General features: G+C 72.7%; 14 protein-coding genes. 8 read left to right on the top strand and 6 right to left on the bottom strand.

The features are described from left to right. Window positions 1-6: 6 nt before the first annotated feature. Window positions 7-1,794: a flavin monoamine oxidase family protein gene (locus SCATT_RS31395; protein ID WP_014151338.1), complete on the bottom strand. Its 1,788-nt coding sequence runs from the start codon at window positions 1,792-1,794 to the stop codon at window positions 7-9. A gap of 318 nt (window positions 1,795-2,112) precedes the next feature. Here SCATT_RS31395 and SCATT_RS31390 point away from each other — a divergent pair, with 318 nt between their 5' ends. Next, the gene (locus SCATT_RS31390) at window positions 2,113-2,595 is read left to right on the top strand and encodes a GNAT family N-acetyltransferase (protein WP_014151339.1); all 483 of its coding nucleotides are present in this window, start codon (window positions 2,113-2,115) and stop codon (window positions 2,593-2,595) included. Between the two features lie 77 nt (window positions 2,596-2,672). Here the strand turns inward: SCATT_RS31390 and SCATT_RS31385 are convergent, their stop codons facing one another. Next, the gene (locus SCATT_RS31385) at window positions 2,673-3,557 is read right to left on the bottom strand and encodes a LysR family transcriptional regulator (protein ID WP_014151340.1); all 885 of its coding nucleotides are present in this window, start codon (window positions 3,555-3,557) and stop codon (window positions 2,673-2,675) included. A 125-nt stretch (window positions 3,558-3,682) separates the two neighbouring features. Between SCATT_RS31385 and SCATT_RS31380 the strand changes: the two genes are divergently transcribed. Then, entirely contained in the window at window positions 3,683-4,069 is a 387-nt protein-coding gene (locus SCATT_RS31380; RefSeq protein ID WP_014151341.1) for a YybH family protein, read from the top strand. Window positions 4,070-4,071: 2 nt separating this feature from the next. Continuing rightward, window positions 4,072-5,253, top strand: coding sequence for a flavin-dependent oxidoreductase (locus SCATT_RS31375; protein ID WP_014151342.1), 1,182 nt, complete (start codon window positions 4,072-4,074; stop codon window positions 5,251-5,253). Here SCATT_RS31375 and SCATT_RS31370 read toward each other — a convergent pair. From SCATT_RS31370 to SCATT_RS31360, 3 genes are all read right to left on the bottom strand, one after another. Further along, the gene (locus tag SCATT_RS31370; protein WP_014151343.1) at window positions 5,225-6,253 is read right to left on the bottom strand and encodes a squalene/phytoene synthase family protein; all 1,029 of its coding nucleotides are present in this window, start codon (window positions 6,251-6,253) and stop codon (window positions 5,225-5,227) included. The two genes, SCATT_RS31375 and SCATT_RS31370, sit on opposite strands and share 29 nt — an antisense overlap. 177 nt (window positions 6,254-6,430) lie before the next feature. Then, window positions 6,431-6,775 carry a thioredoxin family protein gene (locus SCATT_RS31365; protein ID WP_014151344.1) on the bottom strand — a complete coding sequence of 115 codons (345 nt, stop codon included), beginning with the start codon at window positions 6,773-6,775 and terminating at the stop codon, window positions 6,431-6,433. A gap of 42 nt (window positions 6,776-6,817) precedes the next feature. Further along, window positions 6,818-7,237 carry a MerR family transcriptional regulator gene (locus tag SCATT_RS31360; RefSeq protein ID WP_014151345.1) on the bottom strand — a complete coding sequence of 140 codons (420 nt, stop codon included), beginning with the start codon at window positions 7,235-7,237 and terminating at the stop codon, window positions 6,818-6,820. A gap of 607 nt (window positions 7,238-7,844) precedes the next feature. On the opposite strand from SCATT_RS31360, the gene SCATT_RS31355 reads away from it, so the two are divergent. The 3 genes from SCATT_RS31355 (at window position 7,845) to SCATT_RS31345 (ending at window position 11,311) form a co-directional block, all read left to right on the top strand. Beyond that, window positions 7,845-9,476, top strand: a complete 1,632-nt coding sequence (locus SCATT_RS31355; RefSeq protein WP_014626898.1) for an RICIN domain-containing protein — start codon at window positions 7,845-7,847, stop codon at window positions 9,474-9,476. Window positions 9,477-9,627: 151 nt separating this feature from the next. Further along, entirely contained in the window at window positions 9,628-10,590 is a 963-nt protein-coding gene (locus SCATT_RS31350; protein ID WP_014151348.1) for a leucine-rich repeat domain-containing protein, read from the top strand. A gap of 172 nt (window positions 10,591-10,762) precedes the next feature. Next, the gene (locus SCATT_RS31345) at window positions 10,763-11,311 is read left to right on the top strand and encodes a hypothetical protein (protein WP_014151349.1); all 549 of its coding nucleotides are present in this window, start codon (window positions 10,763-10,765) and stop codon (window positions 11,309-11,311) included. Between the two features lie 266 nt (window positions 11,312-11,577). On the opposite strand, the gene SCATT_RS31340 is transcribed toward SCATT_RS31345, so the two are convergent. Next, complete coding sequence (locus SCATT_RS31340) at window positions 11,578-12,162, bottom strand: helix-turn-helix domain-containing protein (RefSeq protein WP_014151350.1); 585 nt, start codon at window positions 12,160-12,162, stop codon at window positions 11,578-11,580. A gap of 117 nt (window positions 12,163-12,279) precedes the next feature. Here SCATT_RS31340 and SCATT_RS31335 point away from each other — a divergent pair, with 117 nt between their 5' ends. Both SCATT_RS31335 and SCATT_RS31330 read left to right on the top strand, forming a co-directional pair. Continuing rightward, window positions 12,280-13,116 (top strand): EamA family transporter, encoded by an 837-nt coding sequence (locus SCATT_RS31335; RefSeq protein WP_014151351.1) that lies wholly within the window; start codon window positions 12,280-12,282, stop codon window positions 13,114-13,116. 125 nt (window positions 13,117-13,241) lie between these two features. After that, entirely contained in the window at window positions 13,242-13,949 is a 708-nt protein-coding gene (locus tag SCATT_RS31330; protein ID WP_014151352.1) for a B3/B4 domain-containing protein, read from the top strand. Window positions 13,950-13,953 lie beyond the last annotated feature (4 nt).

The raw sequence follows: 13,953 nt of genomic DNA, 5'->3' as shown, positions 1-13,953 counted from the left end.
CGCCCCTCAGCGCCCGTGCACTTCGAGGCCGACGCGGACCGCGCTCTCCAACGCGCCCTCGATCCAGGCGGGTTTGAGGCTGGTGTGTTCGCCGGCGAAGTGCACCCGGCCCTCCACGGTCCGGGTGGCCGGGTGGTGTTCGTGGAGCTGTCCCGGGGTGAAGATCACCGCCTCGCCGAGCGCGTAACGGGCCCTGGTCCACGACTGGGTGGCGCCGTGACCGGTGAACTCGTCCCGCACCACGCGGCCGAACATCCGCTCGAGGTTGTCGAGCGCGAACGCGTACCGTTCCCCCGGGGTGAGGGAGTCCCAGCGCATCGCGTCGTCCGACCAGGTGTAGGAGGCCAAGACGACACCGCCCGGGGAACCCTCCACGGCGGAGGGGAAGTACGTGAAGCGGTTGGGGCTGTCGGAGACGCAGCCGCCCCCGGTGAAACCGCCCGCCCCGCGCTCCCAGAAGCGGCGCTTGAACTCCAGCAGCACCTTGGTCGCGCTGTCGTAGTGCAGTTCGGTGACGGCGCGCCGCTTCGGGTAGGAGAGCGCCGGCTCGAACTGGCAGAAGCGGACGGCCGAGAAGGGCGCCGTGACGATGGCGTAGTCGGCCTCGAAGGTCTCGGTGGGCGGGATGGGCGCGCCGTCGCAGGATTCCTCGCCGCCGGACTCCGCGGTGGTCTCGATCCGTACCCCGCCGGCCGTCTGCACCAGCCTGGTCATCCGGCGGTCGTAGCGGATGGCGCCGCGCAGCCGGGCGGTCAGGGCGTCGGTGAGGGCGGCCGTGCCGTCGGCCAGTTCCCAGTAGCGGGAGCCGGGGTTGATGATGGCTCGGTCCATCAGGGCGGGGATGAGGGAGTAGTGCAGCCGGGAGGTGAGGTTCTCCAGGGTGCCGGCCGCCTGCACCCGGGCCAGGTCCCAGCCGGCGTGCTCGACGAGGTAGCGGTGCGTGGAGTAGTCGTCGAAGTCGTGGATCACCTTGGCCCAGGCGGCGATCTGCTTCTCGATCGGCCAGGTCGACGGGACGGTCACCGGGGCCAGGGCCTGGTCCACCGCCGCCGACATGGTGGTGTCCACGGCGGCGCCGAAGGAACGGTTGACGGCGCCGGGCGCCGCGGCGTACCCGCCCCGGGTCACCCGTACCCCGTTGACCTGGATGAGGGTGCGCCCGGTGGCCGTGGGCGCCTGGAAGTCGGTGGGTGCGCCGTTGGTCCAGGTGCGGCCGGTGAACGAGTGGTAGACGACCGGCGGCGTCCGGCCGGTGCCCAGGGCACCGGGTGCCACGTCCGCGTTGTAGAACAGCCGTCGGCGGATGCCGAGTTTGTCGGCGAGCGCCAATACCAGCGGGTGGAAGTCGGGCAGTCGCATGGCGCCGGCCTCGGCGTGCAGCGCCCGGTCGGAGAAGACGCCCCGGAAGGTCTTGATGCGTCCCCCGGTGCGGTTGGCGTTGGCCTCCAGGACGACGACGTGGTGTCCGGCGTCGCGCAGCAGCATGGCCGCGGTGAGCCCGGCGATTCCGGCGCCGACCACGAGCACCTTCTTGGGCTTGGTGGTTTTCGGCAGGCCGTGGTCGATGAGGGTGTCGAGGTAGCGGAGTTTGAGGTCCTCCCCGCCGGCGCCGACCAGCAGGAGTTTGCGGGCGAGGTCGACGCCGAGGTCCCCGGCGCGCTCGGCGGTACGGGCGGCCCAGGCCAGGTCGGGACCGGTGGCGAGGCCGGTGCCGGTGGCGGCTCCGGCGGCCAGGGCGGCGGTGGCGCCTATGAATCCGCGGCGCCCGAGAGGGCGTGGAGAATGAGCGTTCACGCGGACGAAGGTAGGGGCGGGTCATTGCCGTGTCAGCGGCGCTGACGGGAACGACGAAAAGGCGTCAGGAGACCCCTCGAACAACTTTTATTATCATCATGCGAATTGATGTGTACGGATTCATGGCAGCTGCGCAGAAACGTTTCCACTCACCTCCGCCGCCCCAGGTCAACGCCCTTGCCGTACACGGCACTTCGCGCTTTTTTCGCGCCAAACATCCTTTTCAGGCCGTCCGGTCCGCACGCCCGGCGCGCTACGGGCGCACGCCGTTCGAAATTCGCTTGCGGAACGGCCCCTTCGGACGAAACCATCATTCAGATGATCGAAATCCTTGCCCTCACCCCCGACGACTGGCGGCTGTGGCGCCGCCTGCGGCTCGACGCGCTCACCGAGGCCCCGTACGCGTTCGGCTCCCGGCTCGCCGACTGGCAGGGTGACGGCGACCGCGAGGAACGCTGGCGCGGCCGGCTGTCCGTCCCCGGCTCGTACAACCTCCTCGCCCTGGCCGACGGCGACCACGTCGGCATGGCCGGCGGCATCCCCGCGCCGCACGGCCACGCCGAGCTGATCTCGCTCTGGGTGGCCCCGGCCGCCCGCGGCCTCGGTGTCGGCGACGCGCTGATACGTGCGGTGGAGCGCTGGGCGGCCGACAACGGCGCCCCCACGCTGCGCCTCGCGGTCGCCCCGGACAACACCGCGGCCCTCGCCCTCTACGCCCGGCACGCCTTCACCCCCACCGCCGAGCCCGGCGACCTCCTCCCCGACGGCCGCCGCGAGCTGATCCTCGCCAAGCCGCTGTAACCCGCGGGGGTTGGCCCCGGCGCGGCACGTCCGGTCGGCCCGGCCGGGGGCAGCCACGCCCGGCGCAGCCCCCCGGCTCACGCTCCGCCGAGCATCTTCCGCGCCCGGGCCACCAGCACACGGGCCGCCGGGCTGACCGGGCCCTCCGCTCGCCACGCGAAGGCGAGCCGGCCGCGCAGCGACGGGCGGGTGATCGGCAGCACGCGCAGCACGTCCGACCGGGCCTCGGCGAACGCGCCGGGCAGGATGGCGGCGCCCAGGCCGCGCGCGGCGAGCTGGGCGAGCACCTCCGGCACCCCGGCCTCGAACGCGATGCGCGGGGTGAACCCGGCGGCGGCGCACGCCTCGTCCAGCCGCGAGCGCAGCCCGGTGCCGCGCGGCAGGCTGATCAGCGGACGGCCGCGCAGCGTGTCCAGCGAGATGGACCGGTGCACCGCCAGCTCGTGGTCGTGGCTGACGGCGGCGACGATCGGCTGGTCGGTGAGGACGAGCAGCTCGACGCCGGGCGGGGTGGTGCGGCCGACGCTGACCACGGCCGCGTCCAGCCGTCCGGAACGCACCCCCTCCAGGAGGTCGTCGCTGGCCCCCTCCCCCAAGGTGATCTCCACCCCGGGGTGGTCGTCGTGGAAGTCGGCGAGCAACCCCGGCAGATCGACGCTGTGCGAGGTGACGGTGCCCACGGCGACGTGGCCGCGCAGCAGGCCGGTCAGCTCGTCCACGGCGAGCCGGGCGCCGTCCACCGCGGCCAGCGCCGCCCGCGCGTACGGCAGGACGGCCGCCCCGACCTCGGTGAGCCGCACCGCACGCCCCGAGCGGTCCAGCAACTCCTGCCCCAACTCCCGTTCCAGCCTGCGGATCTGCGCGCTCACCCCGGGCTGGGCGACGTGCAGCTTCTCCGCGGCCCGGGTGAAGTTCCGCTCCTCGGCGACCGTCACGAAGTATTCGAGCTGGCGCAGTTCCATAACCAATGATTCTAGTACCTAGACAAACCATCTCTTGGACTTCTGACCGGAATCGGCCGAGAGTTGGAAGTGCCGCGGGGACGAGGGAAACGCCCCGCCACCACCCACCGATCCGAGGAGCCGAGATGACCACGCAGACGTCCACGCAGACGACCACGCACCGTGAACCCGCCCGCACCCCCGAAGACCTGGCCCGGCTCTTCGTCGAGCGGGCCAACGCCCGGGACGCCGAGGGGCTGGCCGAGCTGTACGCTCCCGACGCCGTGCTCGCCTACCCGCCGGGTTCGGCCACCGTCGGCCGCGAGGCGATCCGCGCCGTGTGCGAACGGATGCTGGAGCACACCACGCTCCCCTTCCAGATCGAGGAGCCGCTGCCCACCGTGTGCTACGGCGACCTGGCGCTGACCTCCACCCGTCCCGCCGACGGCACCGGCGGCCGGGTCCAGGTCGCCCGCCGCCAGCCGGACGGCACCTGGCTGCGGATCATGGACCGTCCCGAAGTGCGGGGCTGACCATGACGGTCCTCATCGCCGGAGCCGGGATCGGCGGCCTCACCGCCGCCCTGAGCCTGCACGCCGCGGGCGTCGACGCCACCGTGGTGGAGAGCGCCCGGGAGATCCGCCCGCTCGGGGTCGGCATCAACCTCCTGCCGCACGCGGTACGCGAACTGACCGAACTCGGCCTCGGCCCCGCCCTCGCCACGACCGGCGTGGCCACCACCGAGATCGTCTACGCCGACCACCACGGCACCGTCGCCTTCCGCGAACCCCGCGGCGTCGCCCGCGGCTACCGCTGGCCGCAATACTCCATCCACCGCGGCGAGTTGCAACTGCTCCTCCTCGCCGCCGTCCGCGACCGGCTCGGCCCGCACGCCGTCCGCACCGGCACCCGCCTGACCGGCTTCACCCCGGCCGGCGACACCGTCCGCGTCCAGCTCCAGGACCGGGCCACCGGCACCGTCACACCCACCGACGCCACCGCCCTGATCGGCGCCGACGGCATCCACTCGGCGGTACGCGCCCGGCTCCACCCCGACGACGGCCCGCTACTGTGGTCGGGGGTGCGGATGTGGCGCGGCACCACCCGGGCCGCCCCCTTCCTCACCGGCCGCTCGATGGCCATCGTGCGCGACGGCACCGCCGAACTCGTCGCCTACCCCATCGGCCGCGACCGCATCAACTGGGTCTGCCAGGTACGGGTCGCCGACCCCGGACCGGTGGACGGAGCCGCCGCCTGGAACCGCGCCGGAGACCTGGCGGACGTCCTGCCGTACTACGCCCACTGGTCGCTCGACTGGCTCGACGTGCCCACCATGCTCGCCGGCGCCACCGAGATCCTGGAATACCCCATGGTCGACCGCGACCCACTGCCCTCCTGGGGCGAGGGCCGGGTGACACTGCTCGGCGACGCCGCCCACCCCATGTACCCGGTGGGCGCCAACGGCGGCTCCCAGGCGATCGTCGACGCCCGCGTCCTCGCCTTCGAACTGGCCGCCGCCGACGACATACCGGCCGGCCTCGCCCGCTACGAGGAGGCCCGTCGCGCCGCCACCGCCGACGTGGTGCACGCCAACCGCACCATGCAGCGTTCGCACGGCTGGGGCCCGAGGGAACTGGCCCGCATCACCGACGCCTACCGGAGCGCCACCGGCAGCGATGTCGAACGGCTCAACAACCGCCCGAGCTACACCCGGTGACCCGGCGCGCGCACCGCCGCCCGGTGGTGCGCAGATACCCCCAGTACAGCCCGCCCGCCGCCCACACCGTGTTGGCCAGGTGGTGCGGCGGGCGGCCCCGGAAGATGTCGTGGTCGGCGCGGGCGATCTGCTCCAGCGAGTTGCGGCCCAACCGCACGTACTGCCGCGGCAGTTCGCACGACGCCGGGTCCACCAGCCGCCACCAGTCGGCCGCGTCGTCGAAGAACGCCCGGGCCCGCTCCACCTGGAACCGTACGAGGTCCCGCAACGGCTCCGTCATCCGCCGTTCCTCCGCCGCCGCCTGGAGCTCCCCGCGTTCCAGCCCGAACCGCTCCAGGTCCTCCAACGGCACGTACAACCGGCCCACCGTCAGGTCTTCGTGCAGGTCACGCAGGTAGTCGGTGAGCTGCAACCCGAAGCTCACGGCCGCCGACTTCCCCGCCGCCTCCTCCCCGCGCGGCTCCAGCAACGCGTTCCCCCACAGCGACCCCTGCGCGCACACCCCGTGGATGTAGCGCTCCAGGTCCCGGAAGGTCGGGTACTCGGTGACCCACAGATCGGTGCGGATGGTGGCCATGAACTGCCGTACGGAGTCGGCCGGGATGTCCCAGGTCCGCACGAAATGGGCGAAGGCGCGGGCGAAGTGCCGCCCGTCCTCGGCCGCCGCAACCCCGGAACCGTCACGCTGCCGGGGCACCCCGTCACCGTCGCCGTCCCACGGGTCGTCCCCGTCCAGCAGCCGGAAGAACGCGCGCTCGTACCCCTCGTAGCGGGCGACCCGGCACTCGGGCGCGGCCCCGGGGTCGTCGACCAGGTCGTCGACGTAGGTGGAGAACGCCAGGATGGCGTCCCAGTACGGGCGTTTGCCGGGCGGGAGCAGGCAGCGCGTCACGGGGTACGCGGCCGAGTTGCGCCGGCTCAGGTACCGGGCCGCGCCGGCGTACGCGGCGCGCAGATGCGGCTCGGTCAGGCCGGCGGCGTCCAGATCGCGTGTGCTCACCGAGCGGTCTCCCCTGCCTCGTGCGGTGCGTCGCGGCAGCCCTGCCCGTGCCGCTGCCGCCCGAACCCGCCGATCACACCCAGGGGTGGCCGCGTTCACCTGGCGGAGTGGCGGGTCGGCAACGTGTCCGGGCGCGCGGCCGTCGCCGGGACGTACGGGCCCGTACCGGCCGCGCGGTCAGGGACGCGCGGGGAGCACGTCCGCGATCTCCGCCAGCAACCGCCGCTTCGCCCGGGCGCCGACCAGCTGCCGCACCGGCTCCCCCGCCCGGAAGACCATCAGGGTCGGCGTCGCCAGCACGCCGTACGCGGCCGGTGTGCCGGGGCTGCTGTCGACGTTCACCTGGACGACCTTGAGGCGTCCGCTCTCCTCCGCCGCGATCTCGCTCAGCACCGGTGCGAGCTGCCGGCACGGGGCGCACCAGTCCGCCGTGAACTTCACCAGCACCGGCCCCTCCGCCGCCAGCACCTCCTCGGCGAAGTCGGCGTCGGTGACCTCCGGTACCGCGTGGGTGCGTGTCATCGTGGCTCTCCTGTCTGCGTTGTCTTTGCTGATGCGGTCGCGTCAGCTGCCGTGCGGGAACAGCTCGCAGCGCGGCGCCGGTCGTCCCGCGTCGTCCTCCGGGGCGGCCGGGGTGCCCTCGGCCCGGGCCAGGCGTTCCCTGATGGTGTCCCGGACGCCGGTCAACTCCGTGATGCAGGCGTCGAGTTCGGCGAGCTTGCGGCGGTACACCTCGATCGAGGTCGGGCAGGTGTCACCGGCCGGATTGCCGGCCCGCAGGCACTCCACGAACGGCCGCGTCTCCTCCAGCTCGAAACCGAAGTCCTGGAGCAGCCTGATCTGCCGCAACACCCGCAGGTCGGCCTCGTCGTACCTGCGGTACCCACTGCCGTCGCGGCGGGCCGTCAACAACCCGCGCGACTCGTAGTAACGCAGGGCCCGCGTCGTCGTCCCCGCCCGTTCGGCCAGCTCACCGATGCGCATGGATGCAGACCCCTTCCCGATCCGTTTCCCGTCCGTTCCCGTCCGTCCGCCGTGCCGCTCGCGTGCGTCGTGGGATCACGGTAGGGGTTGACGTGGACGTCAGGGCGAGGGGGCGGCGGCGGAGGGGGGACCCGCCGTGCGCGCGGGCGTCGGTCGGGGGCTTGCGCTCGGGTCCCTTTGGTGTGGGGGCTGGTCGGCGGCCCGGACGGCGGCCGTGCGGCTCGGTGGCCGGATCCGGAACCCCCGACCCCGGTCCCGTTCCGTGTCCCGTGCGCGGGCCCGTGGCATGGGGGCGCGCCCGGCTTGCGGCTCCCGCGCTCGGCCCGCTCCGGCGGCGGTCCCGAGTGTGGTGTGGCCCCGAGCCGGGGCGCGGCCGAGCGGGCGTCGGTTCGGGGGCTCGGCCCTGGCCCGTTCCGGCCCTCGCCTCGGCCGGCTTACGGGGCCGGCCCGCGTCGGAGCCCCGGCGCCGTTCCCCGTCCGCAGAAAACATGAGCCTTGCTCTTGTTTTGTTACCTGACGGTATCTAGCCTCTGGACCGATCCACGCCGTTCCGCCGTACCGCCGCTCCCCCACCCGCGGCGGGTCCCTGCGTTCACAGGAGCAACGCGTGCCCAGATCAGCATTGTCGACCGCCGTCGCGCTCGGCGCGGCGTGCCTCACCGCGGCATTCGCCCTCACCGCCTCACCGGCGACCGCCGCCACCTCCGCCGCCGCCCGGACCCCGGCCATCGTGGCCCTCGGCGACAGCGCGATATCCGGCGAAGGCGCCGGCACCGACACCAACGACGGCTACGTGGCCGGCACCGACGGTCCGGCCGACTACTGCCACCGCCACCCCCGGTCCGAGATCTTCGACACCGGACTCCCCGGCGTCACCGGCGTCGACCTGGCCTGCTCCGGCGCCCAGACCGGCGACCTGGTCAGCGATCCGGCGCTCGCCCGTACCACCGGCACCGGCAGCGGCGACTTCGGCGAGCCCAAGCAGGACGCCCAACTCGCCGCCACCGCGGCCCAGTACCAGGTCAAGATGGTCGTCGTCACCATCGGCGCCAACGACGACTTCGACTTCAGCGGCATCATGGAGACCTGCCTGGGCCAGTACTTCCCGGTGCCCAAGTCCCAAGGGTGCCGCGACACCATCGGCAGCGCCGCCATCACCGCCCGCGCCAAGGCCGTCCTGCCCAAGGTCGAGGCGGCGCTCACCGACGTACGGCAGACCATGCGCACCGCCGGTTACGCCGACGGCGACTACCAACTCGTGCTCCAGTCCTACTTCACCCCCATCACCCCGGACATCCGCACCAACACCTACGCCGGCAAGGTGGCGAACGGCTGTCCCGCGTTCCCCGAAGACCTTGCCTGGGGCCACAACTGGGTGGTCGGACAGCTCGACGACACCCTGCGCACGGCGGCCGAGGCGATCCCCGGCGTCCGCTTCCTCGACCAGCGCCGGGTCTCCTACGGCCACGAGGTCTGCGCCGAGATGACCACCTCGCCGTACGAATACACCAACGGCGACGTCATCGACCTGGGCGAGAAGACCCGCAACGGCTGCGACTACTCCATCGGCATCCTCGACCTGTGCGAGAACGAGATCCGGCAGTCCTTCCACCTACGGGTCGCCGGCTACCAGGGCGAAGGCGCCTGCCTCGGCCAGTTCTACGCCCGTCCCGACCAACGCGAGGCCTACTGCACCCTCGACCAGGCCGACGGCACCACCATCGAACCCCTCACCCCCGGCCAGCCGTTCCAGGACGTCCCCGAGGACGGCGCCTGGTACCAACTGACCAACCAGGCCACCGGCCAGGTGCTCGACCTCTCCGGCGGCGGCTCCTACGGCGACAGCACCAACGGCCGCCCCGCCATCACCTATCCCGCCGACGGCGGCCTCAACCAGTCCTTCGTCCTGGAGGCCAAACCCGGCGGCACCTACGAACTCGACGTCAGCGGCAACCGCGCCATGTGCCTGGACGCCAAGGGCGGCGCCACCACCGCCGACACCCCCCTCGAACAATGGTCCTGCGACGGCGGCGCCAACCAACACTGGCTCCTCCAACCCGCCGGAGACGGCCACTACAAACTCGCCGACTCCCAGGACCCCGCCATGGTCGCCACCCTCGGCACCGGCTCCACCACCGACCCCTCCGGCAACCCCGTCACCGTCCTCCAGCCCGACACCGGCGCGGCCGGACAACTGTGGCAACTGACGAAGCTGGGCATCGTGTACCTGCACGGGTGACCTGACCTGCCCACGTAACGGCCCCGCTCCCGGCCCCGAGGAATACGCCTCGGGGCCCTTCGTCCCCGACACCACCACGAGCACGTCACACGCCCGGCCCTGCTGCCCACACCTCACCCTACGAACCGGCCCGGCCGGTAAGGTCCGGCGCATGAGCGATGTCCCCCGGGCCGCCCCGAACGCCACCGAGACCCGGGACCTCGTCCGCCCCCGGGCCGGACTCACCCGTTGGCCCACCGGCCTCGCCCGGATGACCGCACTGCGCCGCATCGACCTCGACGGCAACGCGCTCCCCCATCTCCCCGCCGAGGTCGCCGCCCTCCCCGCGCTGGCAACCCTCTCGCTCTACGCCAACCAACTCACCCACGTACCCGACGCCTTGGGCGACGCCCCCGCCCTCCGTCACCTCAGCCTCGGCGGCAACCGCCTCACCCGCGTTCCCGACTCCCTCTGCCGCCTGACCACCCTCCGCTCGCTCAACCTCGCCGAAAACCTCCTCACCGCCCTCCCCCCACGCCTCGGCGACCTCACCGACCTACGGATGCTCGACCTCGGCCACAACCGGCTGCACCACATCCCCGACGCCCTCGGCGACCTACCCAACCTCACCGACTACCTCTACCTCAGCGACAACGGCTTCACCTCCGTCCCCGCCTCCCTGGGCCGCCTCACCGGGCTCGACTACCTCAACCTCACCCACAACCACCTCACCACCCTTCCCGACACCCTCGGCGACATGGCCGCCCTCCGCGAACTCCGGCTCTACGACAACCACCTCGCCACCCTCCCCTCCACCCTCGGCCGCCTCACCCGCCTCCGCGAACTCCACCTCGCCGACAACCACCTCACCGTCCTCCCTCACACCCTCGGCGACCTGCACGACCTCCGCCACCTCGACCTCCGCAACAACCCCCTCCGCCACCTCCCCGACACCCTCGGCACCCTCCACCGCCTCCGCCACCTCGACCTCCGCGCCACCCACCTCCGCCACCTCCCGGACACCCTCGCCACGCTCCCCTCCCTGGAGAAACTCGACCTCCGGTGGACGAAGCTCGACCAACTGCCGCCCTGGATCCAGGCGTTGCGGCAACGGGGGTGCGTGGTGCTGCTGTGAGTGTGGGCCGGTACGGCGCATGGGCTTCGGCGGCGTCTCGCGGGAGTCGCCCCGCCGGAAAACCGGCCGGGTGGCCCATAACCGGGTTATGGGTGGGCGGAACGGAACGGGTCGTCGGGCACGGCCAGTAGGCTCGGCCACGGCTGCGTGGTGAGCGTGACGGGAGGCGGGCGTGGACTGGGGGACCCTCGTGGCGACGGTGAGTGGCGGCGTCGTCGCGATGTCCGGCACGGTGTTGGCGGACCGGTTGCGCAATCGTCATGACGACGAACGCGGGCTGGAGACACGGCGGCGGGCGGTGTACATCGAGTTCATCACGGCCGCGGGGTTGTGCCACACCAGGTTGCGGGAGATAGCCCAAGCGCCGGAGGCCGAGGCGGACTTGGAGGCGGCGACGCGCGCGGCCTTGTCCGACGCGGCGATCTACGAGGTGCGCGAGAGGTTGTTCATCGACGCGTCGACGAGTGTCGCCGGTGCGGGGCAGGCCATGTACGAGGGGTTGCGGGCGCTGCGCAGCGTGGTCGCGGCGGGGGCCGGGAAGGATTCGGCCGCCTTTCACGAGGTGTACCACCCCTATTTGCGCGCGGTGTGGGCGTATCGCGCGGCGGTGCGTACGGAGTTGGAGGGACAGCCGTTGTCGCCGGGGGATTTCGGCTGGGATCAGTGGGACGGCAGGGAACGGTGCCCGGTGTGCCGTGCGGAGGTGGCCCCGGCGTCGTGAGGAACGGAGCCGGTGCGGGGCATGGCGGGGGCGAGGGGCGTGCGGAGGACGGGTTCCGCGTCAGGGTCGGGGAGGGTCGAGCCCGATGGAGGGCGAAGGTACCGGACGTTCACGCCCAACAGCAGACGGGCGGCCCGCCGCCAAGACCGCCCGAGCCCCCCGGCATGGGCACCGAGGAGGACCGGACCCAGGGCCGACGAGCGTGCTGACCGAACGGGCCCGGGCCGCGTCCCCGGACACCGGGCACGACACGGGCTCGGCGGCGGTCAGGAGGCGGGGGCGGGGCCGGGCGGCAGGTGGACGGTCATGATCAGGTGGCAGGTGGCGGTGCCGGCGCCGCGGTAGGTGTGCGGGGCGTCGGCGTCGAACGTGGCGGTCTGTCCGGCGTCGAGGGGGTACTCGGTGCCGTCCACGACGAGGGTCATGCGGCCGGCGGTGACGCTGACGGTTTCCACGACTCCGGCCTGGTGGGGGTGGCTGGGGTATTCCTCGCCGGGCTCCAGGCGCCAGCGCCAGACCTCGACGGGGGCCGGGCCCGAGGTGGTCAGCATGAGACGGGCCTCACCGCCCTGTTCCCCGGCCCACAGCGGAGCGACCGTGTCGGCGCTCACGACGCGGACCCGGCCCTCGGGCGCCCCTTCGAGCAGGGCGGAGACCGAGATGCCGAGGGTGTCGGCCAGCCGGACGAGCGTGGCGAAGTTGGGGTTGCCCTGCGCTTTCTCCAGTGCGACCAGGGCGCCCTTGCTGACCTTGGCGCGGCGGCCGAGTTCGTCCAGGGACAGGCCCGCCCGGGTACGGGCCGCCCGGACGTTGTGCGCGAGCGTCCGTAGGGCCGCCTCTGTCTCGGCCATCCGATCACCATCCTCACCAGTGGACCACTTCATTGCACCGCCCGGTCGTTCGATTGACAACTTCCGGTCGATCCGTTGTACGGTTCAGTCGTTCCACTGAATGGTAAGGGATGTGCCGTGCTCGCTCTGCTCCTGGCCCTGGGCAGCTCACTCGCCTACGGATGCGCCGACTTCCTGGGGGGCCTCGGTGCCCGTAAGGCTCACGTGCTGCGGACCGTGATGGTCGCCGCCCCGGCCTCTCTCGGGGTCGAACTGGTGCTGTGGCCCGTGCTCGGCGCCTCGTTCGGCCCGGCGGCTCTCGGCTGGGGTGCCGCGTCGGGGGTCGCGTCGGCCGCCGCGTTCGCGTTGCTGTACAGGACGCTGGCGATCGGCCCGATGAACGTGCTGTCGCCGGTGACCGCGCTGGTGTCCGCCGCGCTTCCCGTGGGCGTGGGGCTGCTCCAGGGCGAGCGGCTGACGGCGGCCGGGCTGGTGGGTCTGCCGTTGGCGCTGGCGGCGGTGGTACTGGTCAGCGCCGGGCACGGGGCGGGGTCGGCGCGTCCCTCGCGGACCGCGCTGCTGCTGGCCTTCGGGGCGGGCGCCGCCATCGCCCTTCAACTGATCTTCCTGCACCAGGCGCCCACCGACAGCGGCGTGGCCCCTCTCATCATCGGCCGGGCGGTCTCCTCGGCCGTGACCTTGACGGCAGCCGGGATCATGCGTCGCAGGCTCGGCTCCGAGAAACCCGCGTATGCGATCTCGGCGACCGCGGGTGTGCTGGACTCGCTGGCGAACCTGCTCTTCCTGCTCGCCGCCCGCAGCGGAGACCTCACCGTGGTCGCCCTGATCACCGCCCTCTACCCGGCCGGCACCGTCCTGCTCGCCCGCGGCGTGCTCGCCGAGCGCATCCACCGCGGCCAACTCGTCGGACTCGGCACCGCCGCCGTCGCCGTCAGCCTCCTCGCCCTTACCTGAACCGCTGGTCCCAGGCGACCGCGAGCCCATAGCTCTCGCACCGCCGTCTCCGGCAGCCTCACCAGGGCAGCGCGCCCCCGACCGGCCCCCCTCGACCCACCCGCACCACGAAGGGCTCCCTCCCCATGGCCTCCTTCCACCTCTCCCCCGCCGTCGCCGACGCCTTCCCAGGCACCCTCATCGCCCTGGTCACCGCGACCGGCCTGCGCGGCCACCAGCCCTGGCCGGAGACCGACACCGCCGTGGCGGAGTTGGAGCGGCAACTCGCCGACGGCGCCTGGCAGCCCGCCGACGAGAGTGACCCCCGTATCGCGGCGTGGCACACCGCCTACCGTTCCTTCGGCACCAACCCGCGCCGCGTTCGCCCCAGCGTCGACGCCCTCGGCCGCCGCCTGGCCAAGAAGGGCGCCCTGCCACGTATCAACCCGGCCGTCGACTCCTACAACGCCGTCTCCGTCCGCCACGCCCTGCCCGCCGGCGCCTTCGACCTGGACCAGGTCACCGGCGACGTCCACATCCGTCACGCGGACGGCACCGAGTCCTTCACCCCGCTCGGCGAACCGGGCACCGTCGAGCACCCCAAGCCCGGCGAGATCGTCTACGCCGACGCCACCGGCGTCCTGACCCGCCACTGGAACCACCGCGACGCCCACCGCACCCGCGTCACCGAGGACTCCGTCCGCGTCGCCTTCATCCTCGAAACCCTCCACGCCACCCGCGACGGCCACCTGGTCAAGGCCACCGCGGAGGAACTACGCGCCCTGCTCGCCCCGCACGCCGAAGCGACCACCGTCCAGTACCTCGCCCCCGCACAGCCCCAGGTCGCCGTCTAGGGAC

The sequence above is a fragment of the Streptantibioticus cattleyicolor NRRL 8057 = DSM 46488 genome (genome assembly GCF_000240165.1).
Lineage (GTDB): Bacteria > Actinomycetota > Actinomycetes > Streptomycetales > Streptomycetaceae > Streptantibioticus > Streptantibioticus cattleyicolor.
This window is presented reverse-complemented; position numbering and strand designations above follow the sequence as displayed.

Coding starts and splice junctions, on each gene's coding strand:
- SCATT_RS31390 (WP_014151339.1), top strand. CDS start 2,113: ATGATCGAAATCCTTGCCCTCACCCCCGACGACTGGCGGCTGTGGCGC.
- SCATT_RS31385 (WP_014151340.1), bottom strand. CDS start 3,557: ATGGAACTGCGCCAGCTCGAATACTTCGTGACGGTCGCCGAGGAGCGG.
- SCATT_RS31380 (WP_014151341.1), top strand. CDS start 3,683: ATGACCACGCAGACGTCCACGCAGACGACCACGCACCGTGAACCCGCC.
- SCATT_RS31375 (WP_014151342.1), top strand. CDS start 4,072: ATGACGGTCCTCATCGCCGGAGCCGGGATCGGCGGCCTCACCGCCGCC.
- SCATT_RS31365 (WP_014151344.1), bottom strand. CDS start 6,775: ATGACACGCACCCACGCGGTACCGGAGGTCACCGACGCCGACTTCGCC.
- SCATT_RS31360 (WP_014151345.1), bottom strand. CDS start 7,237: ATGCGCATCGGTGAGCTGGCCGAACGGGCGGGGACGACGACGCGGGCC.
- SCATT_RS31350 (WP_014151348.1), top strand. CDS start 9,628: ATGAGCGATGTCCCCCGGGCCGCCCCGAACGCCACCGAGACCCGGGAC.
- SCATT_RS31340 (WP_014151350.1), bottom strand. CDS start 12,162: ATGGCCGAGACAGAGGCGGCCCTACGGACGCTCGCGCACAACGTCCGG.
- SCATT_RS31330 (WP_014151352.1), top strand. CDS start 13,242: ATGGCCTCCTTCCACCTCTCCCCCGCCGTCGCCGACGCCTTCCCAGGC.